Origin of the sequence: Arthrobacter sp. W4I7 (genome assembly GCF_030816215.1) — a bacterium.
GTDB lineage: Bacteria > Actinomycetota > Actinomycetes > Actinomycetales > Micrococcaceae > Arthrobacter > Arthrobacter siccitolerans_A.
Genome location: NZ_JAUSXU010000001.1, coordinates 3,581,724 through 3,608,045 on the forward strand (window position 1 = coordinate 3,581,724; position 26,322 = coordinate 3,608,045).

The following is a 26,322-nucleotide window of genomic DNA, read 5'->3' on the forward strand; positions in this document are numbered from 1 at the left end:
TCTGACCCCGCGCTGCTGAGGGAAACGCTGGCTAGGCCGGCAGCCGGGCGGGGACTTCACCGCCACGGAAGTGCGCCTCAAGCTGTTCCAGCGACCGGCCCTTAGTTTCCGGTACGCACTTGATGACGAAGGCCAGGGACCCAACGTTGACCAGGACGAACAGTCCGAACGTACCGGTGGACCCCAGTGCCTCGACCACGATCGGGAACAGGAAGGAAATGGCGGCGTTGACCGTCCAGAGTGCGAACACTGCGATTCCCATGGCGAAACCGCGAATGGACAGCGGGAACATCTCCGAAAGGAGCAGCCAGACGCAGGTGCCGATAAAGCACTGGACGAAGGCGACGAAGAGCATCATGGCGGCGAGGATCGTGTAACTGGCCAGGTCGGACTGGGGCAGCAGGAAGACAACTGCCAGCAGGGCCTGCGAGCCGACCACGCCGGAGAAACCGATGATCAGCATCTTGCGGCGGCCGATGAAGCCCAGCAGCCAGATGCCGAGGATGGTCATCATCACTGAGGTGACGCCCACGCCGATGGTGGCAACCAGCGAGGCGCTCACTCCCAGCCCGCTCTTTTCGAGGATGGTGGGCGCGTAGTAGTTCACGGTGTTGATGCCTGTTGCCTGCTGTACGGTGGCAAGGCCGATGCCAATCCAGAGGAGCCGGCGCATCCACGGGTTGTCGCGGAGATCCCGCCAGGCGTGGCCGCGTTCCTCCTTGGCCGTCACGGCAGCTTGGGCGATTTCTTCGAATTCAGTGGCTGCCTCTTCGGGACTGCGGCTCAGGTTCAGGACGCGGCGGGTGTCATCCAGCCGGCCCCGGACGGCGTACCAGCGCGGAGACTCCGGCAGCAGCAACATGCCGGCGAGCAACGCGAGGGCAGGAAGCGAAGCGATTGCCAGCATGGTGCGCCAGACCTCGGTGTCGTGGATCAGGGCGTCCAGCAGGGCATTAATGGCGAAGGCCAGCATCTGGCCGGTAACGATCATGAGCTCGTTGATGGTCACCATGCGGCCCCGGAGATGGGCCGGCGCCATCTCCGCCAGATACAGCGGGCAGGTGACGGCGGCAGCGCCAACGCCCAGGCCCAGTAGAATCCGCGCGCCGATCATGAAGGAAACGTTGGGGGCAATGGCGCAGCCAATGGCGCCGAAGAGGAACAGCAGCGAGCAGACCAGCAGGGAGCCGCGGCGTCCCAGCTTGTCCGCCATGCGGCCGCCCGTCAGCGCGCCCATTGCGGCACCGGGAAACAGCAGTGCGCTGACTACTGTTGCTTCCTCGACGGCGTTCATGTTCAGGGAATCGTTCATGTACAGCAGGGCGCCGGAAATCACGCCGGTGTCGTACCCGAAGAGCAGGCCGCCCAAGGTGGAGATGACGGTCAGCCGGGCAAGGTAGCCGCGGCGTTGGCTCCCGGCGGCGCTCGGGGATGGTTTTTGCAACAGCATTGTTGCCTCTCAGATTCGTTGGGACCGGAATGACCCGATCAGAATGTGATGCGTGCCACTGACTTTAGAGCGCTCTAATCCTCGTCGTCAAGCAAAAGTCTTAATGTCAGCACATTAAATTCGCCAGCCCTGCCCACCCGAGGCCGAAGAAGGAACCTTGACCTACCCTGCCCGCCTGCTACGATCGATACGAAGGTATGTCCTATCAAGAGAACATATAGTGGCAAAGCTGCTGTTCGTGCCTCACGAGGCGGGCCGAAGCTGCAGCCTGGAACAGGAACGAAACGTGGCGAACAACCTGGGTCTCAGCATTGACCGATCCTCCCCGGTTCCCCTCTACCACCAGGTGGTGCAGGGTATCGAAGCGGCGATCCACAGCGGAGTGCTGGAACCGGGCAGCCGGCTGGACAACGAGATCGACCTCGCCGCCCAGCTGAACCTGTCCCGCCCCACCATGCGCAAGGCCATGGACGAGCTGGTCCGGTCGGGACTGCTTGTCCGCAAACGCGGGGTGGGCACGCAGGTGGTCTCCAGCCAGGTGCGCCGCCCGCTGGAGCTTTCCAGCCTCTATGACGACCTCACCAATAACGGCAAAAAGCCCACCACGGACGTTTTGAGCTTCGCCCATGTGGAGGCGGACGAGGCAACCCTGGCCACCCTTCAATTACCGGCCGGATCGAAGGTTTACCACTTCACGCGGCTGCGGAAGGTGGGCGGCAAGCCGCTGGCACTCATGGAGAACTGGGTGCGTGATGACATCGCGGCCATGGATGAAGCCATGCTGGCCGCCGAAGGCCTGTATTCGATCCTGCGGCGCGGTGGCGTCAACTTCCGGCTCGCTACCCAGCGCATCGGTGCCATGACGGCCAACGAATACCAGGCGTCCATGCTGGACGCCGGCGAAGGGTCTGCCCTGGTCACCATGGAGCGTACGGCCGTGGACGATACCGGCCGGCGCGTGGAAACGGGCCACCACGTCTACCGTGCGGACTCCTACAGCTTTGAAATGACACTCGTACAGCGCTAACGCAAGGAGCGAAAGCTTATGACCAACTGGGTCTACCCGCTGGGAACCGCCACCGACGGCAAATGGGACGTCTCGATCGGAACCTCCGATTCCTCCCTCACCGTGGAGGGGTGGGTACACACCGGACTGAAGGTGGCCACGCTCGCCGCAGGGGCCGACGTCGTCCTTCCCGCCGCCGATGAGGAACGCATCGTGGTGCCGCTCAACGGATCCTTCACCGTGACGGTGGACGGAACCGGCTACCCACTGAAGGGCCGCGCCTCGGTGTTCCAAGGCCCCAGCGACGTCCTCTACTCGGGAACCGGCCGTGCCGTAACCATCAGCTCTGCCGACGGCGGCCGGGTTGCTGTTGCCACGGCCCCCGCCAATGCCTCCTACCCGACCCGCCTGGTAACCGCCGCCGAGACGCCCGTGGAGCTGCGCGGAGCGGGGAACTGCTCCCGCCAGGTCCACAACTTCGGCACTCCCGCCGCGCTGGAAGCCGACCGGTTCATCGTCTGCGAAGTCCTCACCCCCGCCGGCAACTGGTCCTCCTACCCCCCGCACAAACACGACGAAGAGAAAGACGGCGAGACCCACCTCGAGGAGATCTACTACTTCGAAACCCAGGTGGGATCCGGCTCCCCCGCCCCAGCCGACGCCGACGCCATCGGCTACCAGCGCGTCTACGCCTCCGACGAGCGCCCGATCGACGTGTCCGCCGAGGTCCGCACCGGCGACGTCGTCCTGGTTCCCTACGGCTGGCACGGCCCCGCCATGGCTGCCCCGGGCTACGACCTTTACTACCTCAACGTAATGGCCGGCCCTGGCCCCGTCCGCGAATGGCTCATCAGCGATGACCCCCACCACGGCTGGGTGCGTCAGAGCTGGGACGGCCAGGACATCGATCCAAGGCTGCCGTTCCGGGCGTAACCCCGCTTCCGCCGATGGCATAGTGGACTCCTGTGAAGCAGAGTCCCGTCGCCAACCGTTCCGTCACCATGGAGGACGTAGCCCGTGAAGCAGGCGTAAGCCGGGCACTTGTGTCGCTGGTCATGCGCGAGTCGCCCAAGGTTTCGCCCGCCAAGCGCGCGGCCGTCCTGGAAGCCGCCGCCGCGCTGGGCTATTCGCCCAACCGGTTGGCCAGCCGCCTGGCCAGCCACCACACCAAGACGCTGGGCGTTCTCTTCCTTGACCTGCACAACTCCGTCTTCGCCGACATTTATGACGGCATCACCGAAGGACTGGCGGGCAGCGGCAACCAGCTGATGGTCGCGGTCGGCTCCGCTGATCCTGGGACGGAACTTGAAGCGGTCCGGTCCTTCGTGGACCTGCGGGCCGACGGTGTGCTGCTGGCGGGCTACACCGGCACGTCCGGTGAATTGGCGGCTGCCCTGCGGGGGACGCCCGCGGTCGTCATCACCCGGGAGTTAGAAGCCGATGGCGTCGATTCCGTCCTCACCGACGACTTCCAGTCCGGAGTACTGGCCGTGCAGCACCTCCACGAATTGGGGCACCGGCGCATCGCCCACGTGGACATCTCCGACTGGCTCCCCTACACAGCCCGAAGGGAAGGCTACCTTCACGCTATGGAGCAGTTCGGCCTGGAGCCGATGCTGGTCCACAGTGACATGACCGAGCGCGGCGGACGGCAGGTGATGGAGAATTTCCTGGCCAGCGGCAGTGCGCTCCCCACAGCAATCTTCACCCACAATGACCTCACCGCAATTGGTGTCATGGAGGCGTTGCACGCCCACGGAGTGGCCGTTCCGGACGACGTGGCCGTTGTCGGCTGCGACAACATCGAGGTGGCGGCTTCACCGCTGATCGGGCTTACCTCCATCGATCAACATGCCGGGGAACTCGGCCGCGCGGCCGCAGAAGTCATTCTGGCCCGGATTGCCAACCCTGGCGGGGCCGCCATAACCCGCAAGCTCCCACCGGCCCTGATGGTCCGCAAGTCGACGGCCACGGACAAAAAGCAATAACTGGACCTGATAACCGCCGCCGCCCATTGACACCTGGAATTAGAGCGCTCTAATCTGAGGTACCACCCTCCCGCACTCCAGAAAGCCCAGCCACCCCCATGCCTGAAAACAACATCAAACTAGGCGTCTACACCGCCGTCCTGCACCAGTACGAGCTGCCTGAGGCCCTCAAGACCATCAAGGATCTCGGGCTCGACGGCGCGGAGATCAATGCCGGCGGCTTCATCGGCACCCCACATCTGCCTGTCGCCGACATCCTGACTTCGGATGCCGCCGTCGAGGACTCCCTGGGGGCCTTCGCCGATGCGGGCATTACCCTCACCGGGCTGAACGTCAATGGCAACCCGCTCCATCCGGACGCTGAGGTCCGCGAAAAGCACAGCGCAGACCTGCAACGATCCATCGAAGTCGCTGCCCGCCTCGGCGTGAAGCGAATCGTTGCCATGTCAGGCCTCCCGGGCGGTCACCTTGGCGCAACCGCCCCGAACTGGGCCGTGAATCCTTGGGACAGCGCCTACTTGGACATCCTGGACTACCAGTGGGACATCGCCGTTGAGTACTGGAAGGACATCAACGCACGCGCTGCAAGCCATGACGTCAAGATGGCCATTGAGATGCATCCCCAGAACCTTGTCTTCAATCCGGCCACGATGATCCGCCTCGTTGAGCGAACCGGAGCCACCCACGTCGGTGCTGAAATGGACCCAAGCCACCTGTTCTGGCAGGGCATCGATCCGGTTGCCGCCATCAAGCACCTGGGCCCCCTCGTTTACCATGCGGCCGCCAAGGACACCCGGATCAATGAGGCCTGCAAGATTAACGGCGTCCTGGACGACCGCTTCCGCCGGCTGACGCCCGGCGAGGAGCGCCTCAATATCGGCGGCCGCTACTTCGTCAATGAGTGGCCAAAGAACTCCAGCTGGGATTTCGTGGCTGTCGGGCGCGGACACGACGTCGAATTCTGGCGGAATTTCCTGGCCGCCCTCGCAGCCGTAGACCCGGGTATGGCGGTAAATATCGAACACGAAGATATGGAACTGGGCCGCCTTGAGGGTCTCCAGGTCGCCGCCGCAACCCTCAAGGCAGCACTCTAGAGGGGCGCGTGGAGAGCCTCCGGCGCTACGGGTTTGCCAGGGAACCTGCAGCGCCGACTGGCCGGCCAGCTATCACGCCTGACCGCCGCGCCTTTGCCGCTGCCAATGCCATAGCCACGCGGCCCAGGAGGGTGATGCCCGCACCCGCCCAGATTGGTGAGGTGTAGCTGAGGCGAGCGGTAATGGTGACGCCGCCCAGCCAGGCACCCAGGGCGTTGCCTACATTGAAAGCACCGATGCTGGCACCGGACGCCAGTGTGGGCGCGCTGCTGGCGTATTCCATGACCCGCATCAGGAGGCCGGGTACCGCCGCGGAACCTACACCGGGTTGACCGCCAGCGGAAGCAGGCTACTGGAGGAAGCCCGGCCGGTTCACGACGCAACCTTGGAAGGCGCCCTGGGCGAGGCTCTTGACATCCCTGAGCTGGCACCGCTCGTCGATGCCCTGCCGCAGCTGCACGCAAGCGCCTAGTGCTCTTGGTACAGATAATGCCCCTTGAGACGCTCAAGGGGCATTATCTGTACAAGAAAATTGCGGGGCCCGCCCCGCTACTGGCTTGTGCTTTCGGCCGGTTCGGATTTTTCTCCCGCCACGTTCTTGAAGTAGTGCTCGAGGTCCTCCAGGCTCTTGTCCTTGGTTTCCGGAACATACTTAGCGGCGAAGGCAATGGCTCCAAGCCCGAGCACGGCAAAAACGAAGAACGTGTTGGAGAGCCCGATGGCCGCCAGCAGTTGCGGGAAGCCAAAGCCCACCAGGAAGTTCACGATCCACAGCAGGAAAGCGGAAGCACCCATACCCAGGCCGCGCATCTTCAACGGGAAGATTTCCGAGAGCATCAGCCATGTCACGGGCGAGATCGCGCCCTGCTGGAAGGCCAGGAAAGTCACCGTCAATGACAGGATAACGAAGCCGCGGGTGGATCCCTCCGGCAGGATCAGTGAGAACAGGCCAATCAGCAGCAGCGCCGTCGTGGTACCTGCCTGCCCGGTAATCAGCATCCTGCGGCGCCCCACCTTGCCCAACAGCCAGATGCCCACAAACGTGGCCAGTACGGAGATGGCACCGTTGGCGATGTTGGCGGTCAGGGCTGCCTCCCGGCCAAAGCCGGACTGGGCCAGGATCTGGGTTCCGTAATACATGATGGAGTTCACGCCCGTGATCTGCTGGATCACCGCCAGGCCCAGGCCCACGAAGAAGATCCGGCGGAGCCACGGAATGCCCAGGTCTTTCCACGAGCCCATCTTGGACTTGTAGTCCTCAACGGCCATCGCCTTGACCTCTTCGAACTCGGCGCGCGCCTCCTCCTGCGACCGGATCCGCTGCAGCACACTGAGCGTTTCGCCGAAGCTGCCGATAGAAGCGAGCCAGCGGGGGCTTTCCGGCATGAAGTTCATCCCGATCCACAGCGCGATGGCCGGCAGTGTGGCGATCACCAGCATCCAGCGCCAAATGCCGTGGGACTCCCCGAACGAGTTGCCGAGGTAGGCGTTGAAGATGAAGGCCAGCAACTGCCCGGTGACGATCATGAGTTCGTTCTGGGTGACGATCCGCCCGCGCCGCGCGCTCGGCGACACCTCCGCGAGGTACACGGGAACAGTCACGGACGCACCACCGACGGCGAGTCCCAGCACGAAACGGGCCGCGATCATTACCTCGGTACTCGGTGCGAAGGTGCAGGCCAGCGTGCCCGCCAGGAAGACGACTGCGAGGACCATGATCATCTTGCGACGGCCGTTGCGGTCCGCCAGGCGGCCGCCGAACAGCGCGCCGAAGGCGGCGCCGAACAGGAGCGAGGACGTGACCAGGCCCTCGGTCAGCGGTGTCAGACCCAGGTCCTCCTGCATGTACGGCAAGGCGCCGTTGATCACGCCGGTGTCGTAGCCGAAGAGCAGGCCGCCGAACGTGGAGATAATGGTGGCGGTGCGCAGGGCCCGCCGATGGTTGGCGGCTGGCCTGGCGGTTGGTTCAGCGGAAGCCGGCGAACTCATACGCTCACCTTTTGGACGTACTGCTTCATCGTCTCCAACTGGTAGCGGGAGACGTCTTCGGCGTTATCGTCCTCGGCAAACACGCTGGACACCATCACGGTGTCGTCCCGGTCCAGGAAGCCGATCTCCTTCAGGCCGCCGAAGAACTCATCCCAGTTGACGTCGCCGTCGCCGATTTTCAGGTGCTGGTGGACCCGGACCGGGTTCCCCGGGGGGTTGGTGATGTAGCGGAGCCCGTGCGAGGCGTGGTGGTCCATGGTGTCCGCAACGTGGACCAGGCGCAGCCTGTCCCCCGCCGCCCGCATGATCTCCAGCGCCGGATCCTTCATGTGGAAGCTATGCGAGGCCACATACACCATGCCCACGTTCTTCGAATTCAGGCCACGGATGACGCGGATCGCGGCCAGCCCTTCCTCCACGAAGTCGTCCGGGTGCGGGTCAATCAACAGGTCGATGCCCTCCCGTTCGATGATGGGAAGCAGTTCCTCCATGGAGCGGTAGAAGGCCCGCTCGGACTCCTCCGCCTTCTCCGGCCGGCCGGAGAATTCAGTGTTCATGGTCCCGACTCCGAGGTCCACGGTGATCTGGATGGCGCGCTTCCAGTAGCGGACCGCCGCCTCGCGCGCGTCCTCGTCCGGACCGGACCAGCGGAGCACCGGAAGCACGGACGCGATTTCAATGCCGGCGTCCTTGCAGGCCTTGCTGAGCTGGCCCACCAGTTCGTCGTCCGCTTTGGGGTGGTTGTAGAAGGGAATAAAGTCCGCGTGCGGGGTCATCTGCATGTACTTGTAGCCGAGGTCCGCCGCCACCCTGGGGAACTCCAGCAGGCTGTGCGAGTGGTGGAACGGGGTGGGGTCAAGGGCGATTTTCACGAAAAACACTCCATTGTGGATCAGTTATGGACGGAGCCGGGGAAGGGGACGGAAAGCCCGTCCCCTTCCTAAGGTCCTACTTGTAGAGGTCCGGCTTGGCGGCCAGCTTCACGGCCACCTTTTCGCCGTTCTTCTGCGCCTCAACGCCGGCTTCGCAGCAGGCAGCGGTGGCGTAACCGTCCCAAGCGGTGGGGCCGCCGATTTCGCCACTAAGCGCCGCGTCCACCCAGGACTGGATTTCGACGTCGTACGCCGCACCGAAGCGCTCCTCGAATCCCGGAGTGACGTTCCCGCCCCAGCGGCCGGCGCTGCGGGTGTAAGGGCCTTTGTCGCCCCCAATGCTGACAACACCTTCTTCGAACGACGCCTGGGTTCCAACCTCGTAGCCATACTTGGCGTTGACGTAGATTTCGACGTCGGCCAGTACACCGGATTCGGTCTCCAGCAGGACGTGCTGGGGATCGTGCTGTCCGTTCGGGGCGTTTTTGGTGGCCTTGCCCAGGCGGACCTGGATGCTGGTGATTTCCTCGCCCGTGAAGAACCGGATGGCGTCGAATTCGTGCACCACGGAGTCATTGATCAGCATCTCGTTGGTGAAGCCCTCGGGTGTGCTGGGGTTACGGTGCTGGTGGTGCAGCATCAGCAGTTCGCCAAGTTCGTTGTTCCGGATGACCGAGCCAAGCGCGGCGTATTCGGCATCGAAGCGGCGCATGAAGCCCACCTGGATCCGCTTGTGGCCCAGCGCCACCTCGGCTTCGACGACCTTCCAGGAGGATTCGGCGTCGGGGGTGAGGGGCTTTTCGCAAAGGATCGGGATGTCCTTGGCGATCGCCTTGAGCAGGATGTCCTCGTGCAGGAAGCCAGGCGTGGCGATGAGGACGGCGTTGACGTCGCCGTTGTTGAGGGCTTCCTCGGCATCGGCAAGGGCCACGGCGCCGGGGATTCCTTCGATGGCGGCCTGGGCACGGGCCAGGTCGACGTCCACGACGGCGGCAACTTCGGCTCCATGGATGCGGGTGTTCAGGCGCTTAATGTGATCGGCACCCATGCGGCCGGCGCCGATGACGGCGACGCGGAGGTTTTCAGTCATTGTTCTGTCCTCTAGGTATCTGGATGAGAGCGGGTGGTTGTCTGTCTGTGCTCGTCCGTCAACTGACGGCGGTGCGGGAGCCGCAGGACAGCAGGTAGTTGCGGGTGCGCTTGGCGATGGGCATGGGCACATCGAAGGCCACCGGGTACATGTCCTGCTCCACGATTCCGAAGATGGGGCGGTTCAGGGCCTCAACAGCTTCGATGACGGCGCGCAGGTCCGGCAGGCCGTTCGGCGGCTCGGTCATGACGCCGGCGAGGTTGGCGGCGGCCCACGTCATGTTTTCCTCGTTGACCTTCTTGAGGATCTCCGGGTTGATCTGCTTCAGGTGCAGGTAGCCGATCCGGTCGGGGTAGTTCTTGATGAGTTCGAGGCTGGAGGCACCGCAGTATTCCGCGTGGCCGGTGTCCAGGCAGAGGTTCAGGTACTGCGGGTCGCTGGCGCCCAGCAATGTTTCGATGTCCTCCTGTGCGCCCACGTGGGAGTCGGCATGAGAGTGGAACTGCTGCTTCAGGCCGAAGTCCTCCAGCAGGGTTTTGCCCAGGCGGTTGTGCCCGGCGAACAGGTCGCTCCAAGCCTTGTCGCTCAGTGTGCCGCTTTCCACTGCTTCGCCGGTGACGTCGTCCCTCCACATCGCCGGGATGACCACGATGTGCTCGCCGCCCATGGCCGCGGTGAGTTCGGCAACCCTGCGGGCCGGTTCCCAGGCGGTCTCCCACTGGTCCAAGCCGCGGTGGAAAGCTGTGAACACAGTGCCGGCGGTGACCTTGAGGTCGCGTTGGTTCAGTTCATCGGCAAGCCGGGCGGGATCGTTGGGCAGGTAGCCATAGGGGCCAAGTTCAATCCACTTGTAGCCGGACTCGGCCACTTCGTCGAGGAAACGTTCCCACGGGGTCTGCTTCGGATCGTCCGCGAACCAGACGCCCCAGGAATCCGGTGCCGTGCCGATAATCAGCTTGTTCTCAGTCATGACTGCATTGTCTTTCTTCTGGACCCGGTTAGTTGGACGGGAAGTTGTAGGAGGCGCCGGAGGCGTGGTGGGTTTCGGGCCAGCGGGAGGTGATGACTTTGCCGCGGGTGTAGAAGGAGACGCCTTCGGGGCCGTAGATGTGCTTGTCGCCGAAGAGGGAAGCTTTCCAGCCGCCGAAGGAGTGGTAGGCCACCGGGACCGGGAGCGGCACGTTCACACCAATCATGCCCACGGTGACGGAGCGCTGGAACTTGCGGGCTGCGGCGCCGGAGGAGGTGAAGATGGCGGTGCCGTTGCCGTAGGGGTTGGCGTTGATTAGGGCAATCCCGTCTTCGAGGGTGTCGACGCGGACCACGACGAGGACGGGTCCGAAGATTTCCTCGGTGTAGGCGGTCATTTCCGTCTTGACGTGGTCGATGACGGTGGGGCCTACCCAGAAGCCGTCTTCGTGGCCGGGGACCACGAGGTCGCGGCCGTCCACCACCATGGCCGCGCCGGCGGCTTCGGCTTCGGTGACAATCTTGACGATGCGTTCCTTCGAGGCCGGGGTGATAACCGGCCCCATTTCGGCGTCGGGCGCGGTCCCGTTGTTGACCTTCACGGCCAGGGCGCGCTCTTCGACCTTTTTGACGATGAGGTCGGCGGCGTCGCCGACGGCGACGGCAACGGAGATGGCCATGCAGCGCTCTCCGGCGGAGCCGAAGGCTGCGGCGGCGAGGTGGTCGGCGGTGTTGTCCAGGTCGGCGTCGGGCATGATGATGGCGTGGTTCTTCGCCCCGCCCAGGGCCTGGACGCGCTTGCCGTGCTTCGTGGCCGTTTCGTGGACGTACTGGGCGATCGGGGTGGAGCCGACGAAGGAGATGCCGTCCACGTCCGGGTGGGTCAGCAGGCCGTCCACGGTCTCCTTATCGCCGTGCAGGACCTGGAACACGCCGTCCGGCAGGCCGGCCTGCTTCCACAGCTTCGCCAGCAGCATGGACGCCGACGGGTCCCGCTCGGAGGGCTTGAGGATGAAGGCGTTGCCGGTGGCGATGGCCATCGGCGCCATCCACAAAGGGACCATCACGGGGAAGTTGAACGGGGTGATGCCCGCGACAACGCCGAGCGGTTCGCGGAAGGAGAAAACATCGATGCCGGTGGAAACCTGGTCCGAGTAGTCGCCCTTGACCAGGGTGGGGATGCCGCAGGCGTACTCGATAACCTCCAGGCCGCGGCCGATCTCACCCTTGGCGTCGGAAAGGACCTTGCCGTGCTCTGCGGTGATCAGGGCGGCGAGGTCGTCCACGTGGGCGGCGACGAGTTCGCGGAATTTGAAGAGCACGGCGGTGCGCTTGGCCAGGGAGATGTCGCCCCAGGTGTCGGCGGCCTTGCGGGCGGCGGCGACAGTGGCGTCAAGGTCCGTGCGGTTCGCTAAGCGCAGTTCTGCCGAGACCTTACCGGTAGCCGGGTTATAGACGGACGTGGTGCGGTCACCTTCGCCGGCGGTTTCGGCGCCGTTGATGAAGTGGTTGATGACAGTGGTGTCAGTGGTGGTGGCAGTCATGGGGACTCTTCCTTGAGTAGTGAAAAGAGAGTGGGGGGTGGAGTGCTGTCAGCCGAGCAGTTTGCGCTGGCGGTTCTTGTGGTCGGTGTAGGTCTGGAAGGCCTGCTTCGTGGAGTCCAGCCCGGAGACCTGGGAGACGGGAACGTCCCACCATGACTCGGAGGAGGGGGCGTCCAGGAGGGGGTCGGATTCGACGTGGATCAGGATGGGTCCGCCGCGTTCGGGTGCGGCCTTCGCGTCACGGATGGCCTGTTCGAGTTCGGCGATGACCTTCTCCCCCGGCTCGATCCGGATGACCTTCACGCCCAGGGACTCGGCGTTCAGGGCCAGGTCCACGGGCAGGGTCTCGCCTTCATCGAAGCTGTGCTGTTCCTCATTCAGCGCCCGGTACTGGGTGCCGAACCGCTGTGAGCCGAGGGACTCGGAGAGCGAACCGATGGAGGCGTAGCCGTGGTTCTGGATCAGGACCACGATCAGCTTGATGCGTTCGGCGACGGCGGTGACCAGTTCGGTGTGCATCATCAGGTAGGAACCGTCCCCCACCATCACGACGACGTCCCGCACCTCCGTCTGTCCGCTTGCGGCTTCGGCCAGGGCGGCGCGCTTGACGCCCAGGCCGCCGGGGATTTCGTAGCCCATGCAGGAGTACGCGTATTCGACGTGGTAGCCGAACGGGTCGCGGACGCGCCACATCTTGTGCAGGTCACCAGGCAGGGACCCGGCGGCGCAGATCACCACGTCGCGGGCTTCCATGGCCCGGGACGTGGCGCCAATGATCTCGTTCTGCGCCGGCAGCGGCGTGAAGCGGGTGTCGAACGCCTCGTCGACAGTGGCGTCCCAGCGCTTTTTCTCAGCCGCGATCTTCTGCTCGAGGTCCGCACCGACGCGGTAGCCGCCCAGCGCCTGGTTGAGCTTCACCAGTGCCTTGCGGGCATCGGCGACGATGGGCAGGGCTGTGCCGTGCTTGTACGCGTCGATCGGGGCGACGTTGATGTTGATGAAGCGCACGTCCGGATTCTGGAACGCCGTGCGGGACGCGGTGGTGAAGTCCTCGTAGCGGGTGCCGATACCGATGATCAGGTCCGCCTCCGCCGCAATGGCGTTCGCCGCCGTCGTGCCGGTCGAGCCAATGGCTCCAAGGGAGAACTGGTGGTCCCACGGCAGGACGCCGACGCCCGCCTGGGTGTTGCCCACCGGGATCCCGGTCAGCTCCGCGAATTTGGCGAGTTCGGCGTTGGCGTAGGCGTAGAGCACGCCGCCGCCGGCGATGATCAGCGGCCGCTTGGCGGCCCGGATGGCGTCGGCAGCCCGGGCGATGTCGTCGTCGTCCGCGTCCGGACGGCGGATCCGCCACTCACGCTCAGCCAGGAACTCCTCAGGAACGTCGAAGGCCTCGGCCTGGACGTCCTGCGGCAGCGAGATGGTTACGGCGCCGGTCTCGGCCGGGTCGGTCAGGACGCGCAGGCCGTGGTGGAACGCGGAAAACAGCTGCTCCGGCCGGGTGACCCGGTCGAAAAACTTGGACAGCGGCCGGAACGCGTCATTGACAGTGAGGTCGTAGGCGTAGGGCTGTTCCAGCTGCTGCAGGACCGGGTCCGCGGCGCGGGTGGCAAACGTGTCACTGGGCAGCAGCAGCACCGGCAGGCGGTTCGTGGTGGCCAGCGCCGCGCCGGTCAGCAGGTTGGAGGAGCCGGGGCCGATCGAGGTGCTGATGGCGAAGGTTTGGCGGCGCCGGGTGTGCCGGGCGTACCCCACGGCCTGATGGACCTGGGCCTGTTCGTTCCGGCCCTGGTAGTACGGCATGATGGCCGGGTCCAGCTGCTGGTACTGCTTCAGGGCCTGGCCCACCCCGGCCACATTCCCGTGCCCGAAAATCCCGAACGTGCCCGGGATCAGCCGCTCACGGTACTGGACACCACCGATCGAATCAACGGTGTACTGGCGGGAGAGGTACTCGACGACGGCCTGGGCCACCGTCATTCTGCGCGTTCCTGTTGTGGTTCCCATGGGAGGCTACTCCGATACTTCTGCGGTGTGGTTGAGAAGGGAAGCGGCCATGGCGACGGCGCCTGCCACATCCCCGTCAGCTGGGTACAAAAGCGTCCGGCCCACGGTGAGGCCTTGAACACCAGGCAAGGCGAGGGCGGCTTTCCAGGTGGCGAAGACTTCATCCTGGGACCCGTCCGGGTCCCCGCCCAGCAGAACCGTGGGCATGGTGGTCGCGGCCATGACGCGTTCCATGTCCGCCACGACAGGGAGCTTCATCCATGTGTAGGCGCTGGTGGAGCCCAGTCCTTCGGCGATCGCAACGGACTTGATCACCGCGTTGGTGGACAGGTCGTTCCGGACCCGGCCGTTCTCGCGGAGGGACAGGAACGGTTCCACCATCGCGATCAGCTTACGCTCGGCCAGCGAATCAATGGCCTTCGCCGTGGCCTCCAGCGTGGCAACGGTGTCGGGGTCGCCCAGGCAGATGCGGGTCAGCATCTTGCCACCGTCCGCACCGAGGGCTTCCAGCGCCGCGGCCGTGTGGCCGGTGAAGCGGTCATCGAACTCGTTGACCAGGCCGGACAGGCCGCCGCGGTTCATCGAACCGAACACCAGCTTGCCGTCCAGGGCGCCCAGCAGCAGCAGGTCATCCATGATGTCCGGCGAGGCCAGGACACCGTCAACGGCCGGATTGGCCAACGCGATCTGCAAACGGTCCAACAGCTGGCGGCGATCAGCCATGGCTACCGGATCCGAGCCGACAGCCAGGGCGCCGCGCGCCGGGTGGTCGGCCGCGACGATGAAGTTCTGCTTTCCCGCTTTCACGCCGGGGTGGCGGCGCCGGGCTTTGGCTGCGCGGGCCACAGCTTCGGGATCTTCGAGCCGGATAGTGCTCAGGTGCTCGTAGCGGCGGGGATCATCGTCCACAGCGTTGCTGGAGGTAAGAGGCGTGAGGGTCACAGTGCTGCTCCTTCGGTGGCAAGCTGCGGGTCGGCGCCGGAAACGGTGCCGGGTACAGGGCGCCCGCGTTCGGCCAGCAGCGAGGTGACCTCCTCCGGCGTCGGCATGGCATCGGCACAGGACAGGCGGGACGCAACGATGGCGCCGGCGGCGTTGGCGTAGTCCAGGACCTGGGCCAGCGGCCAGCCTGAGAGCAGTCCGTGGCAGAAGGCCCCGCCGAAGGAATCTCCGGCACCCAGGCCGTTGAGGGTTTCCACCGGCACAGGGGCCGAGACGACACGCTCCGTGCGGGTCTTGGCCATTACGCCTTCGGGACCGAGCTTGACGACGGCGATCTCGACACCGGCGGCCAGCAGCCGGTCAGCCTGCTCATCGGGACTCCCCTCCCCGACGGCCACGGCGCATTCCTTGTCATTGCCAATCGCGACCGTGACGTGGGGCAGAATCTTGGCGACCTCGGCGCGGGCCTCCTCTTCCGAGGCCCAGAACATTGGCCGGTAGTCCAGGTCCAGGATGGTGAACTGTCCCTCGGCCAGGCCGGTCCGGGGACGTGCCTCATGAGCGGCGATGTGTGCGCTTCGGCTGGGTTCCTGGCACAGGCCCGTCACTGTGGACCAGAAGATCCCCGCATTGCGGATGGCGTCCAGGTCCAGCTCGCCGGCCTTAATCTGCAGGTCCGGGGCGGTGGGAAAACGGCCGTAGAAGTAGAGCGGGAAGTCCTCCGGCGGCTTGATCGCGCAGAACGTGACCGCCGTCGGCCACTCGCTGACCGGGGTCACGAAGCTGTCATCGACGTTGAACTTGCTCAGCTCACGGTGGAGGTACTTACCGAAGGCATCATCCCCGGTGCGGGTGATCACGCCGGTCCGGCGGCCATGCCGGGCCGCGGCAACGGCTACGTTGGAGGGGGAACCACCAAGGTATTTGCCGAAGGAATTAACATCCTCCAAGCCAACCCCGATGTCGTTCGGGTAGATATCAACGCTGATGCGCCCGATCGTAAGAAGCTCGTGGGTCACGGTGATCGTGGACCTTTCTGGTGTGGAACTCTGAACCTCTGAATCTGCAGGAGCTCCGGAACTGGCAGGCCGTGGTGTGGGCCACAGGCACTACTTTGCCCTAGATTGAATGTCCTGTCAAAGGTTTGTAATGACATACTTACAACATGGCTTCACTACATGGATTACTCCTGCGGCTCGGGCCCAGATTACTTCTTGGGGACCGCCAGTTCTCCCGTCACATACTGGGCGCGGCCAAAGCCGAACGACCAGTCGCCTGCCGTGTTTTCCACGTAGCCGATGAATACGTCCTCGCCGGCAACCCCTGCCTCGGAAAGCTTTTCGGCAACTGCCGCAAAAAGTCGCTGCTTGGCCTCCTGGGAGCGGCCCCCCTGAGTGAAGACCTGGATCATCACCACTCCGCCGGTCCGCTCGAATCCCAGCCCTGCATCCTGGGCGAAGATCTGCCCCTGCGGGTGCTCAGTGAGGATATGGAAGTAGTCGCGCTCCGGGATGCCATATTCGGCGAGGATGGCATCGTGAATGCCACGGCTAGCTGCTGCAGTTCATCGGCGCTGCGGCCTTCATTGACGTCAATACGGACAAGAGGCAAGGGCCTTCTCCTTCGGAAGCGATTTGTGCTGACATACTAACAAAGCGACTTGGCACGAGACAAGCCCTTCCTCTTGAAAGGGTCAACTATCGGCCGTACCATTAATCAACCGTAAGGTTGATAAAGCTACAGGTTGAAAAACGAACGGTTGAATAAGTGAAGGCCTCGTGATGAATTCCGACAACAACGCGGCACTGGACTTGGCTTTTATGGCCCTGGCCGACCCCGTGCGGCGGAGCATCATCGCCCGGCTCAGCCGGGGCCCGGCCACTGTTAATGAATTGGCAGAACCCTTCGAGATTTCCAAGCAGGCGGTCTCGAAACATATCCAGGTGCTCGAGCAGGCTGAACTGGTCACCCGGACCAGGGATGCACAGCGCCGGCCCGTACACCTGAACCCGGCACGGCTTGAGGCGCTCACCGCCTGGATCGACCAGTACAGGCTGGTCCGGGAAGGGCAGTTCCGGAGCCTCGACGCCGTACTCAGATCAAACGCTGCGGCCAGCGGCGGCTAACCTCCAAGGAGTCATCATGAGCAATTCCCTGAAACTCAGCGTTCCTGAGGGCGTCCCCTTTATCGATTACGAGCGGGAGTTCGATTTTCCCGTCGCGGACGTGTTCCGTGCGCACAAGGAACCCGACCTGATCGTCCAGTGGCTGGGCCCGCGGGGCTACAAGATGGACATCGACCATTACGATTTCCACACCGGCGGCAGTTACAGCTACCTGCACACCGGGCCGGAAGGGGTCCCCTACGAGTTCAAGGGCATCTTCCACACAGTCCGCGAAAACGAATTCGCCATCCAGACCTTCGAGTTCGGCGGCTACCCGGATGTGGTCAGCCTGGAGTTCATGACGTTCGAGGACCTCGGCAACGGCCGGACCCGGCTGCGCGGCCACTCCGTCTACCCCAGCCAGGAGGCGCGCGACGGGATGGCGCAGTCCGGAATGGAGGGCGGCATGAGCGAAGGCTACGAGCGCCTGGACGAGCTGCTCAGCGGCGCCAAGGTCTAGGAAAAAAGTACGACGACGGCAGGTCACCTTTCCCGGAAAGGTGACCTGCCGTCGTCGTCCTGCTTAAACAAGCAACGCGGGGTCACTCCCTGCCCATCCGATCGTGCGGAATGGGCGGGAAGCAACCCCGCGTTGTTCGTACAGAACCTCTAGAGTGCTGCGAAAACTTCGCGCAGCAGCTTGGCGGTCTCGGACGGCGTCTTGCCGACCTTGACACCTGCAGCTTCGAGGGCTTCCTTCTTGGCCTGGGCGGTTCCGGCGGAACCGGAGACGATGGCGCCGGCGTGGCCCATGGTCTTGCCTTCGGGCGCCGTGAAACCGGCCACGTAGCCGACAACCGGCTTGGTGACGTTGGCCTTGATGAAATCGGCTGCGCGCTCTTCGGCGTCGCCACCGATTTCGCCGATCATCACGATCGCCTTGGTCTCGGGGTCAGCCTCGAACGCGGCCAGGGCGTCGATGTGCGTGGTGCCGATGACGGGGTCGCCGCCGATGCCGATGGCGGTGGAGAAGCCCAGGTCGCGCAGTTCGTACATCATCTGGTAGGTCAGGGTGCCGGACTTGGAGACCAGTCCGATGGGGCCCTTGCCCGTGATGTTGGCCGGGGTAATGCCCACCAGTGCTTCGCCTGGGGTGATGATGCCGGGGCAGTTCGGGCCGATGATGCGGGTGACCTGGTTGCCGTCGGCGTCGAGCTTGGACTGGGCCAGTGCCCAGAACTCGGCGGAGTCCTGGACCGGTACGCCTTCGGTGATGACGACGACGAGGCCGATGCCTGCCTCGATGGCTTCAACAACAGCGTTCTTGGTGAATGCCGGCGGGACGAAGACGATGGAGACGTCAGCGCCGGTTTCCGCGATGGCTTCCTTGACGGTGCCGTAGACATTGATTTCGTTGTCACCGTGCAAGACGGTGGTGCCGGCCTTGCGGGCGTTGACGCCGCCCACGATGTTGGTGCCGGCCTTCAGCATCAGGGCGGTGTGCTTGGTGCCTTCGCCGCCGGTGATGCCCTGGACGATGACCTTGGAGTCTTTGTTGAGGTAGATAGACATGGTGCGTCCCTTTACTTCGCTGCGTTGGCGAGCTCGGCGGCCTTGTCGGCGCCCTCGTCCATGGTGGCGGCCAGGGTAACCAGCGGGTGGTTGGCCTCGTTCAGGATGCGGCGGCCTTCTTCGACGTTGTTGCCGTCGAGGCGGACTACCAGCGGCTTGTTTGCAGTGTGGCCGAGTTCAGCCAGCGCGCCGACGATGCCCTTGGCAACGGCGTCACAGGCGGTGATGCCACCGAAAACGTTGACGAACACGGACTTGACCTGCTCATCGCCGAGGATGACGTCCAGGCCGGCTGCCATGACCTCTGCGGATGCTCCACCGCCGATGTCCAGGAAGTTGGCGGGCTTGACGTTGCCGTGGTTCTCGCCGGCGTAGGCAACGACGTCGAGGGTGGACATGACCAGGCCTGCACCGTTGCCGATGATGCCCACTTCGCCGTCCAGCTTGACGTAGTTGAGGTCCTGCGCCTTTGCCTTGGCCTCAAGCGGGTCAGCTGCGTCCTTGTCCTCAAGGAGCGCGTGCTTCGCGTGGCGGAAGTCCGCATTTTCGTCCAGGGAGACCTTGCCGTCCAGCGCAACGATTTCGCCGGCGCCGGTCTTGACGAGGGGGTTGACCTCAACGAGGGTGGCGTCTTCCTTCTTGAAGACGTCCCACAGCTTGAGGATCACGTCGGCGACCTTGCCGCGGAGTTCCTCAGCGAAGCCTGCAGCTGCGACGATTTCGTCGGCCTTTGCCTGGTCGATGCCGACGGCGGGGTCGATGGCAACCTTGGCCAGCGCCTCGGGGCGTTCGACGGCGAGCTGTTCGATTTCCATGCCGCCTTCAACCGAGCACATGGCCAGGTAGTTGCGGTTGGCCCGGTCCAGCAGGACGGAGAAGTAGTATTCCTCGGCGATATCCGCACCCTGGGCGATCATCACCTTGTTGACGGTGTGGCCCTTGATGTCCATGCCCAGGATGTTGGTGGCGTACTCGAGTGCCTCGTCGGCGGACTTTGCGACCTTGACGCCGCCGGCCTTGCCACGGCCGCCGGCCTTGACCTGTGCTTTGACGACAGTTACGCCGCCGATCTTCTCGGCAGCTGCCTTTGCTTCTTCTGGGGTGTGCGCCACGATGCCGGCAAGCACGGGTACACCGTGCGCCTCGAACATATCGCGCGCCTGGTATTCAAACAGGTCCACGGTTTAGTGTCCTTCTACGTCGAAGTAGTTTCTGTACAGTCGGACACCATCGAAGACGATGACCGGACTGCGGAATTGCATGCACCGGCGGCCTGTTGGAAACGAGCCACGCGGCGTGATGCTCCACTGGGAACTCTAGTCCTTTGGAGGGACCGGCCCGTTCCAGACTACCGCTTATGTGAGTAACGACACTATTCTATGGAGCGTAGAAAAACCGCGGAATCACGGGGTTTTTGAGGGGTTGCCCGGTACCGGCGAGGCAGTTTCAACCGGCCTGGAAATTAGCTCGTAATGCTCCGGGGAAACAAAGAATCCGACGCCGGCGGAGACGTTTCCGCATGCCACCCCGCCGTTATAGGCCGAACAGCGCAACCCGTTCCCTTCGAGGTTCTGCCCGTCCCCGAGTACCTGCAGTTGGGCCAAGGCACCGGCTTTGCTTCCCTTGGGACCGTACGTTGCTTCCATTTGTGTGACGCCGGACCGGCATTCCCCGTACCGGGCGCTGTCCGGGGTGAGCAGGGCAACGCCGCCCAGGTAGCCGAGATTGGTTCCGGCGCAATCGTCCTTGGCATCTTCGCTTTTTGGCTGCGGGTACTTGGCCAGCTCACAGTGGGCCACGGGGACAATTGCCAGTTTGTTGTTGGCGGTATCAGCAAAGTTGTTCTGCTCGTAGGGCAGGTTCACGTGCTCCCCCCTGGCCGCCGTCAGGGAACAGGCAACGGTGCGGTCTTCGGTGATGAAGGAGATGACACCATCACCGTTGGCAAAGTTTTTGGCGTCCACCACAGCGGCCTGTTCCAGCTGTTCCATAGGCGGCAGCGGCGCCGGCGGGACGTAGCCGGGGTCCTTGGTGGTGATGGTACATGCCGTGGCCGCCGCCAGGATCAGGGCGGCGAAGATCCCCAGAACAGTCCGTCGCATGGGCCCCATTATGCTTCATGGCGGCGCCCTACCTGTTGCTGAATACCCCTTCCACCACCTTGGCCGCGGCCTCTGCAGGGTTGTGGGAGCCGAAGTCCTGGGCCATCTGCTGCGCCCGTTCCTTCCACACGGGGTCGGCCAGGATGCTGTTCACGGCCTTGCTGATGTTTTCCGCCGAGGGGGCGTCTGTCCGCAGGTTGATGCCCACACCGGCATACTCCACCCTGGCATTGACGTCGCTCTTGCCTTCGTTGATGCCGGACACCACGAGGGGCACACCCTTGGAAAGGGCCAGCTGCACGCCGCCGAATCCGCCGTTGGTCACGAAGACGTCGGTGAATTCGAACACGGCCGCGAAGTCGATGTAGTCGTGGACATGGATGTTCCGCTGTGGATAGCGGGCCCGGAGTTCCGCCGTTCCATGGCCAGCGGTGGCCACCATGACCAGGGTGTCCGTGCCTTTCAGGGCCTCCACGGCGGGAATGATGAGTTTGTTCTGGTCCAGGTTGTCTACGGTGCCCTGGGTGACCACAACTGTCCTGGCGAAACCCTCCGGGGCAATGTCCGGGGCGGCTGCTCCGGGGAGCCGGTAGGGCAGGAGCGCCCCGACGTAGTGGACTTTGGGGTTGTCCTTCCGCCGCGGAAAGTCCAGCGATTCCGTGCCGGTCTGGATGATGGCCTCCGAGCACCTGTAGGGCTCGTCGGTGAGCCGGCCCCCTTTGGGCACCTCCTGCCCATAGAAGGTGTGCTGCCGCCGGTAGCTCTGGCTGGCGGGGCGGAGGATGACCTTGTCCGAAAGAAAGCCGGCCGCGGCCTGCAGGGCTTTTTCCGCGGGGTTGCGCGCCGGGCGGAAGCCGAAAAACAGCGGAGGCACCAGCGGATCGCTTTCCATATTGGGAACGGCGACAAAATTCACCACCGGTTTTGCCATCAGGTGTGTGACAAGCCGGTGGATGAACATGCTGGCGTCTGCCACCAGGACGTCGAAGGAAAAGTCGCGGTCGAGATCCCGGATGTCCTCAAAAAAGTTGCTGATGTTGCTGGCGAAGATTTTTTCGCCGTCGAAGCCCATGGCCCTGGGCCCCTTGAGCCTGGCGCGTTCCGGATACAGCTCCGTGAGGTTGTCGGCGCGGTGCTCAATGGCCCGCTGGAAAGGGAACAGCGGAATCCCGAGCCCGTTGAGCTTGTCCGCAAGGACCGGACCCGTGTACCAGCGGACATCATGGCCGCGTTCCTTGAGCTCCATGGCCACCCCGGTCATGGGGTTGAAGTGGCCGTCGATTGCCTGGCTGGCGAACAGAATTTTCACGGTAGTGCCCCGAATCTGCCGTACTGGATCCGCCTGGGCCCCACCTTGCCGGGCTGCCTGCGCGTTCCTGAACTGTAGACCCACCTGCCGGGGCGGACAAGGGGCTGGGCCTGTCCGGGTCAGCTGCTCTTAGGCGTCGAGCTTGGTAAGGGGCGCATACCGCAGCAGCAGCCGTTTTTCGCCGACGTCGAACTTCACCTTTGCCACCGTCTTGTCCCCGGCTCCTTCGAGTGCCAGGACGGTTCCATTGCCGAAACTCGTGTGGTTGACCTTGTCCCCCACGCTGACGGCGACGATCTCCTTCTGCGGCTGCACCCGGTTGCGGGCAATGACAGCGGGGACATCAGCGTTGAAGCCGGCTGAAGGGTCGGCGGCAGCACCGCGGGAGGTCCCGGCGCCCCAGAAGGATCCGCTGTAGCGGCCCGAACTGATGGAGCCGCCGCCCCAGTTGGACTGCTTGCTGGTTCCTTCGCGCTTCCATTCCAGGAGCTCGGCGGGAATCTCCTCCAGGAACTGGCTGGCAGGGTTGTACTGGCTCTGCCCCCACATGCTGCGGACCTCGGAACGGGTGACATAGAGGCGCTTCCGGGCGCGGGTGAGCCCTACGTAGGCAAGCCGGCGTTCTTCCGCGAGTTCCTTCGGATCCGTAGCGGAACGCTGGTGCGGGAACAGCCCGTGTTCCATCCCGGTCAGGAACACCACCGGGAATTCGAGCCCCTTGGCAGTGTGCAGCGTCATGAGCGTGACCACGCCGAGCCGTTTTGCCTCGGCGACGGCGGCGTCGATGTCCGCTCCCGGAGCATCGGGAATTTGGTCGGCATCAGCCACCAGGGATACCTGCTCCAGGAAGGCAGCCAGTGACCCTTCCGGGTTCTCCTGTTCGTATTCGCGCACGACGGCGACGAGTTCCGCCAGGTTTTCCACCCTGGACTCGTCCTGCGGATCAGTGCTGGCGCGCAGCGCGGCCAGGTAGCCGGTCTGCTCCAGGACGGCTTCAAGTGCTGCCGCCGCGCCAGAACCGGTGGCCACTTCCGCCAGGTCATCCAAGAGTTTCACGAACCCGAGTACGGCGTTCACGGAGCGGGTTGCCATGCCCGGGGCCTGTTCGGCGTGGCGGGCGGCCGCCATGAACGACGTACGTTCGCGCTGCGCCAGGGCGGCCACGGCGCCTTCGGCGCGGTCACCGATGCCGCGCTTTGGTTCGTTGAGCACCCGGCGCAGGTTGACGTCGTCGTCCGGGTTAACCAGGACGCGCAGGTAGGCGAGGGCGTCCTTGATCTCCTTGCGCTCGTAGAAGCGCGTACCGCCCACCACTTTGTAGGGCAGGCCGACCCGGACCAGCACGTCTTCGATGGAGCGCGACTGGGCGTTGGTCCGGTAGAAGATGGCGACGTCCCCGGGGCGGAGGTTGTCCTCGTCCTGGAGCCGGTCAATTTCCTTGGCGATGAACTGGGCTTCGTCGTGCTCGTTCTCGCCCACGTAGCCGATGATCTTGTGGCCTTCGCCCTCTGCGGTCCACAACCGCTTTTCCGGGCGGTTGGGGTTCCGGGAGATCACCGAGTTGGCCGCGCTGAGGATGTTCTGCGTGGACCGGTAGTTCTGCTCCAGCTTGATGGTCCGCGCCTCGGGGTAATCCTTCTCGAACTCAACGATGTTGCGGATATCAGCTCCGCGAAAGGCGTAGATGGACTGGTCCGAGTCGCCCACGACCGTTAGCTCGGATGCTCCCGGGCCTTCCCCCACGATCTCGCGCACCAAGGAGTATTGGGCATGGTTGGTGTCCTGGTATTCGTCCACCAGCACGTGCCTGAACCGCCGGCGGTAGGATTCCGCGAGGGCAGGGAAGGCCCGGAACATGTAGACGGTTTCCGCGATGAGGTCGTCAAAGTCCATGGCGTTCGCCTGCCGTAGGCGCTGGGTGTAGCCCTTGAAGACATCAGCTACAGCCTGCTCGAATGGATCGTTGTGCTTTGCTGCAGAGGCGTACGAATCGGCATCAATGAGCTCGTTCTTCAACGCTGAGATCTTGTGCTGGATTGCTTTGGGCGCAAACTTCTTGGGATCCAGGTCCAGGGCCTTGGAGACCTGGGTGACCAGCCGCAGGGAGTCAGCGGAGTCGTAGATGGAGAAGTTCGATTTCAGGCCCACGTTGGCCGCCTCCTGCCGCAGGATGCGGACGCAGGACGAGTGGAAGGTGGAGATCCACATGATCTTGGCTCGTCCGCCCACAAGCTTTTCTATGCGTTCGCGCATCTCCGCGGCGGCCTTGTTCGTGAAGGTGATGGCCAGGATTTCGCCGTGGTGGGCCCGCCCGGTAGCGATCAGGTAGGCGATCCGGTTGCTGAGCACGCGGGTCTTTCCCGAACCCGCACCGGCCACGATGAGCAGCGCCGAACCTGCGTGCTTGACGGCCTCCTCCTGCTGGGGGTTGAGCCCCTCCAGGAGCTTGGCCGGGTCCATCCGGTGGCCTCGATGGGCCTGCCCCTCCGGTGCCCGGTCCACGCGGACGCCGCCCGTCCCCGGAGCCGCAGCTGCGCCATCGGAAGGCGACTTGGTGCGGGCAGCGGCGGTGGGAGCGGCTTTGAAGGGTCCGTCAGAGTACGGGTCAAACAACATATCCATGGTGCCTACAAGTCTAGGCGGTGGGACTGACAGCCAGCTCCAGCCTGTGGATGACGGGGCGTTATCCACATAGGCTGATGGGCTCTTACGCCACCGAGCCCGATTCGAGGGCAGCACGCAGCTCGCGTACCGCCATCGTTCCGCCGGCCATGAACCACTCCAGGCCGTTCACACGGACGGTGTCCACGGCACCGCCGGCAGCCCGGACGATCGCCTTGCCCGGCAGCCAGTCCCACTCGGGGCAGCTGTGCTGGAACCAGCAGCCCAGCTGACCGTCCGCCACCCGGCCCAGGTCGCAGGAACCCGAGCCCAGCATCCGCAGCGCGGCGGCCGACGTGGCGGCCGCGTGCCACGGCATTGCGCACAGGGGATCCATCAGCCAGCTCGGGTGGATGTAGGTGGCGGCACCCAACTCCGCAACGGCTGTGCTGTTGCGTGCTCCCCTGTCGTCGTGGAAAACCGTGAGGGGTTCACCATTCAAGGTTGCCGGACGTGCCCTGCCGCCGGCCCAGAGCTTGTCCTCGTCCGGCTGGAAGATGGCTCCGAGCACAACGTCGGAGGCGTCCTTCAGGGCAATCGCGGAGCACCAATAGGTGGAGCCGTGCAGGAAGTTATAGGTGCCGTCCACCGGATCAATGACCCAGGTCCGGCCGCTGGTCCCCTGGACCGACGCCCCCTCCTCCCCCAGGATGCCGTCGTCCGGCCGGCAGCGCCGCAGTTGCTCCAGCACGTAGGCCTCGGCGGCATGGTCGGCAGCTGTCACCACATCGGAAACCGACGTCTTCTGTTCGGACTGCAGGCCCGCCATCCGCATCAACAATGCCAGCTGCCCGGCTTCGCGGACCAGGGCCGCTGCCAGTTCGTAATCGTCCAGGGAGGGGTCTAGTTCAACGGCGCTGTGCCGGCCAATGGTCATGGCTTCAGTTTATGGGGCGGGATAATGGTGCCATGGCCAAAACCCCTGCGCAGCGGATCAAGAAGCACGGCTCCAAGGCGGCTGTACCCCAGCACCATCTTCCGCCCGTGGTCAACCCCACCACCGCCCGCACCCCGCAGAAGGCAGAGAACAACGGCAGCCTGATCCTGATCGCCGGTGTGGTGGCCTGCATCTTCCTGTTCTGGTACCTGCACCTGCTCACGCTGGACCAGCTGAGGCAGCTCTCCCAGGGCCTGCCCATGCCGGACTCGCTCATCGGCGGATTCGATCCGGCCTACATCGGCCAGCTGCATGCGGTCATGAACGACGACGCCCGCGGCCAGCTCAACTATGTCCACAAAACGGCCGGCACCCTGTTCCCGCTGATCTTCGGGTTCACCTGGCTGCTGCTGATCGGCACAAACGTTGCCAGGAAAACATTGCGTTGGGCGCTGTGGGCCCTTCCGCTGCTCTTTGTGGTGGTCCGGCTCTGGGCCAACGCAGCCATCGACGGCGTGCTGGCATCGGAAGCGCCCGACGCCAGCCAAGTGGCCCTCGCGTCCGGCCTCACCGTTGCCGGCTGGGTCCTCCTGGTCCTAAGCCTGCTCGCCGGCGCAGCAGCAGTGCTCCTGCGGAAAAAGCCGCAGGAGCGGCAGGAGGCCCGATAGAACTCCCCATTCCCGCTCCTCAGAGGGGCCGGATAGGGTGTTGAATACAGGCACTGGCTGCATGCTGCGGGCTTAAT

General features: G+C 64.3%; 22 protein-coding genes and 3 pseudogenes. 8 read left to right on the top strand and 17 right to left on the bottom strand.

Features of this window, described 5'->3' with window-relative positions:
* Positions 1–31: 31 nt before the first annotated feature.
* Positions 32–1,450, bottom strand: a complete 1,419-nt coding sequence (locus tag QF047_RS16120; RefSeq protein ID WP_307279160.1) for a sugar porter family MFS transporter — start codon at positions 1,448–1,450, stop codon at positions 32–34.
* 286 nt (positions 1,451–1,736) lie between these two features.
* Between QF047_RS16120 and QF047_RS16125 the strand changes: the two genes are divergently transcribed.
* The 4 genes from QF047_RS16125 to QF047_RS16140 all read left to right on the top strand — a co-directional run bounded on the left by QF047_RS16125 (position 1,737) and on the right by QF047_RS16140 (position 5,538).
* Positions 1,737–2,477, top strand: coding sequence for a GntR family transcriptional regulator (locus tag QF047_RS16125; protein ID WP_306638255.1), 741 nt, complete (start codon positions 1,737–1,739; stop codon positions 2,475–2,477).
* 18 nt (positions 2,478–2,495) lie between these two features.
* On the top strand, positions 2,496–3,389 hold the full coding sequence (iolB, locus tag QF047_RS16130) for a 5-deoxy-glucuronate isomerase (protein WP_307279162.1): 894 nt from the start codon (positions 2,496–2,498) through the stop codon (positions 3,387–3,389).
* A gap of 32 nt (positions 3,390–3,421) precedes the next feature.
* Positions 3,422–4,444 (top strand): LacI family DNA-binding transcriptional regulator, encoded by a 1,023-nt coding sequence (locus QF047_RS16135; protein WP_307279165.1) that lies wholly within the window; start codon positions 3,422–3,424, stop codon positions 4,442–4,444.
* Positions 4,445–4,557: 113 nt separating this feature from the next.
* Positions 4,558–5,538, top strand: coding sequence for a sugar phosphate isomerase/epimerase (locus QF047_RS16140; protein ID WP_307282006.1), 981 nt, complete (start codon positions 4,558–4,560; stop codon positions 5,536–5,538).
* A 25-nt stretch (positions 5,539–5,563) separates the two neighbouring features.
* Here QF047_RS16140 and QF047_RS16145 read toward each other — a convergent pair.
* A pseudogene (locus tag QF047_RS16145) lies at positions 5,564–5,863 on the bottom strand (MFS transporter); the annotation flags it as partial.
* On the opposite strand from QF047_RS16145, the pseudogene QF047_RS16150 reads away from it, so the two are divergent.
* Positions 5,846–6,010 (top strand): annotated as a pseudogene (locus QF047_RS16150) (MarR family transcriptional regulator); the annotation flags it as partial. The pseudogenes QF047_RS16145 and QF047_RS16150 sit on opposite strands and share 18 nt — an antisense overlap.
* 77 nt (positions 6,011–6,087) lie before the next feature.
* Here QF047_RS16150 and QF047_RS16155 read toward each other — a convergent pair.
* The 9 genes and pseudogenes from QF047_RS16155 to QF047_RS16195 all read right to left on the bottom strand — a co-directional run bounded on the left by QF047_RS16155 (position 6,088) and on the right by QF047_RS16195 (position 16,562).
* On the bottom strand, positions 6,088–7,527 hold the full coding sequence (locus tag QF047_RS16155; RefSeq protein ID WP_307279167.1) for a sugar porter family MFS transporter: 1,440 nt from the start codon (positions 7,525–7,527) through the stop codon (positions 6,088–6,090).
* Positions 7,524–8,399 (bottom strand): sugar phosphate isomerase/epimerase family protein, encoded by an 876-nt coding sequence (locus QF047_RS16160; RefSeq protein ID WP_306638247.1) that lies wholly within the window; start codon positions 8,397–8,399, stop codon positions 7,524–7,526. Before QF047_RS16160 ends, QF047_RS16155 begins: the two co-directional genes overlap by 4 nt.
* A gap of 76 nt (positions 8,400–8,475) precedes the next feature.
* Positions 8,476–9,489 carry a Gfo/Idh/MocA family protein gene (locus tag QF047_RS16165; protein ID WP_307279174.1) on the bottom strand — a complete coding sequence of 338 codons (1,014 nt, stop codon included), beginning with the start codon at positions 9,487–9,489 and terminating at the stop codon, positions 8,476–8,478.
* 58 nt (positions 9,490–9,547) lie between these two features.
* Positions 9,548–10,459, bottom strand: a complete 912-nt coding sequence (locus QF047_RS16170; protein ID WP_307279176.1) for a sugar phosphate isomerase/epimerase — start codon at positions 10,457–10,459, stop codon at positions 9,548–9,550.
* A gap of 28 nt (positions 10,460–10,487) precedes the next feature.
* Positions 10,488–12,002, bottom strand: coding sequence for a CoA-acylating methylmalonate-semialdehyde dehydrogenase (locus QF047_RS16175; protein ID WP_307279178.1), 1,515 nt, complete (start codon positions 12,000–12,002; stop codon positions 10,488–10,490).
* Positions 12,003–12,050: 48 nt separating this feature from the next.
* Positions 12,051–13,982, bottom strand: coding sequence for a 3D-(3,5/4)-trihydroxycyclohexane-1,2-dione acylhydrolase (decyclizing) (gene iolD / locus QF047_RS16180; protein WP_373427816.1), 1,932 nt, complete (start codon positions 13,980–13,982; stop codon positions 12,051–12,053).
* Between the two features lie 33 nt (positions 13,983–14,015).
* Positions 14,016–14,951: a deoxyribose-phosphate aldolase gene (locus QF047_RS16185; protein WP_306638237.1), complete on the bottom strand. Its 936-nt coding sequence runs from the start codon at positions 14,949–14,951 to the stop codon at positions 14,016–14,018.
* Positions 14,948–15,970: a 5-dehydro-2-deoxygluconokinase gene (gene iolC, locus QF047_RS16190; protein ID WP_306638235.1), complete on the bottom strand. Its 1,023-nt coding sequence runs from the start codon at positions 15,968–15,970 to the stop codon at positions 14,948–14,950. Before iolC ends, QF047_RS16185 begins: the two co-directional genes overlap by 4 nt.
* Before the next feature lie 188 nt (positions 15,971–16,158).
* Positions 16,159–16,562: pseudogene (locus QF047_RS16195) on the bottom strand (tautomerase family protein).
* 170 nt (positions 16,563–16,732) lie between these two features.
* Here QF047_RS16195 and QF047_RS16200 point away from each other — a divergent pair.
* Positions 16,733–17,077 (top strand): helix-turn-helix transcriptional regulator, encoded by a 345-nt coding sequence (locus QF047_RS16200; RefSeq protein WP_307279185.1) that lies wholly within the window; start codon positions 16,733–16,735, stop codon positions 17,075–17,077.
* Positions 17,078–17,093: 16 nt separating this feature from the next.
* Entirely contained in the window at positions 17,094–17,576 is a 483-nt protein-coding gene (locus QF047_RS16205; RefSeq protein ID WP_307279187.1) for an SRPBCC family protein, read from the top strand.
* A gap of 149 nt (positions 17,577–17,725) precedes the next feature.
* On the opposite strand, the gene sucD is transcribed toward QF047_RS16205, so the two are convergent.
* From sucD to QF047_RS16235, 6 genes are all read right to left on the bottom strand, one after another.
* On the bottom strand, positions 17,726–18,628 hold the full coding sequence (gene sucD, locus QF047_RS16210) for a succinate--CoA ligase subunit alpha (protein WP_307279190.1): 903 nt from the start codon (positions 18,626–18,628) through the stop codon (positions 17,726–17,728).
* 11 nt (positions 18,629–18,639) lie between these two features.
* The gene (gene sucC / locus QF047_RS16215) at positions 18,640–19,809 is read right to left on the bottom strand and encodes an ADP-forming succinate--CoA ligase subunit beta (protein ID WP_306638228.1); all 1,170 of its coding nucleotides are present in this window, start codon (positions 19,807–19,809) and stop codon (positions 18,640–18,642) included.
* A 222-nt stretch (positions 19,810–20,031) separates the two neighbouring features.
* The gene (locus tag QF047_RS16220; RefSeq protein ID WP_307279193.1) at positions 20,032–20,739 is read right to left on the bottom strand and encodes a hypothetical protein; all 708 of its coding nucleotides are present in this window, start codon (positions 20,737–20,739) and stop codon (positions 20,032–20,034) included.
* 19 nt (positions 20,740–20,758) lie between these two features.
* A complete protein-coding gene (locus QF047_RS16225; protein WP_307279195.1) occupies positions 20,759–22,039 on the bottom strand; it encodes a glycosyltransferase in 1,281 nt (426 codons plus the stop codon).
* Positions 22,040–22,168: 129 nt separating this feature from the next.
* Entirely contained in the window at positions 22,169–24,655 is a 2,487-nt protein-coding gene (gene pcrA, locus QF047_RS16230) for a DNA helicase PcrA (RefSeq protein ID WP_373427817.1), read from the bottom strand.
* A gap of 91 nt (positions 24,656–24,746) precedes the next feature.
* A complete protein-coding gene (locus QF047_RS16235; RefSeq protein WP_307279201.1) occupies positions 24,747–25,577 on the bottom strand; it encodes an inositol monophosphatase family protein in 831 nt (276 codons plus the stop codon).
* A 32-nt stretch (positions 25,578–25,609) separates the two neighbouring features.
* Between QF047_RS16235 and QF047_RS16240 the strand changes: the two genes are divergently transcribed.
* On the top strand, positions 25,610–26,245 hold the full coding sequence (locus QF047_RS16240) for a hypothetical protein (protein ID WP_307279204.1): 636 nt from the start codon (positions 25,610–25,612) through the stop codon (positions 26,243–26,245).
* Positions 26,246–26,322: the final 77 nt, after the last annotated feature.

What these genes read in the sequence shown, in the direction of transcription:
- QF047_RS16120 (WP_307279160.1), bottom strand. Translation starts at nt 1,450, where the DNA reads ATGCTGTTGCAAAAACCATCCCCGAGCGCCGCCGGGAGCCAACGCCGC.
- pcrA (WP_373427817.1), bottom strand. Translation starts at nt 24,655, where the DNA reads ATGTTGTTTGACCCGTACTCTGACGGACCCTTCAAAGCCGCTCCCACC.
- QF047_RS16155 (WP_307279167.1), bottom strand. Translation starts at nt 7,527, where the DNA reads ATGAGTTCGCCGGCTTCCGCTGAACCAACCGCCAGGCCAGCCGCCAAC.
- QF047_RS16220 (WP_307279193.1), bottom strand. Translation starts at nt 20,739, where the DNA reads ATGGGGCCCATGCGACGGACTGTTCTGGGGATCTTCGCCGCCCTGATC.
- QF047_RS16240 (WP_307279204.1), top strand. Translation starts at nt 25,610, where the DNA reads ATGGCCAAAACCCCTGCGCAGCGGATCAAGAAGCACGGCTCCAAGGCG.
- iolD (WP_373427816.1), bottom strand. Translation starts at nt 13,982, where the DNA reads ATGACGGTGGCCCAGGCCGTCGTCGAGTACCTCTCCCGCCAGTACACC.
- iolB (WP_307279162.1), top strand. Translation starts at nt 2,496, where the DNA reads ATGACCAACTGGGTCTACCCGCTGGGAACCGCCACCGACGGCAAATGG.
- QF047_RS16165 (WP_307279174.1), bottom strand. Translation starts at nt 9,489, where the DNA reads ATGACTGAAAACCTCCGCGTCGCCGTCATCGGCGCCGGCCGCATGGGT.
- QF047_RS16200 (WP_307279185.1), top strand. Translation starts at nt 16,733, where the DNA reads ATGAATTCCGACAACAACGCGGCACTGGACTTGGCTTTTATGGCCCTG.
- QF047_RS16235 (WP_307279201.1), bottom strand. Translation starts at nt 25,577, where the DNA reads ATGACCATTGGCCGGCACAGCGCCGTTGAACTAGACCCCTCCCTGGAC.
- QF047_RS16175 (WP_307279178.1), bottom strand. Translation starts at nt 12,002, where the DNA reads ATGACTGCCACCACCACTGACACCACTGTCATCAACCACTTCATCAAC.
- sucD (WP_307279190.1), bottom strand. Translation starts at nt 18,628, where the DNA reads ATGTCTATCTACCTCAACAAAGACTCCAAGGTCATCGTCCAGGGCATC.
- QF047_RS16205 (WP_307279187.1), top strand. Translation starts at nt 17,094, where the DNA reads ATGAGCAATTCCCTGAAACTCAGCGTTCCTGAGGGCGTCCCCTTTATC.
- QF047_RS16170 (WP_307279176.1), bottom strand. Translation starts at nt 10,459, where the DNA reads ATGACTGAGAACAAGCTGATTATCGGCACGGCACCGGATTCCTGGGGC.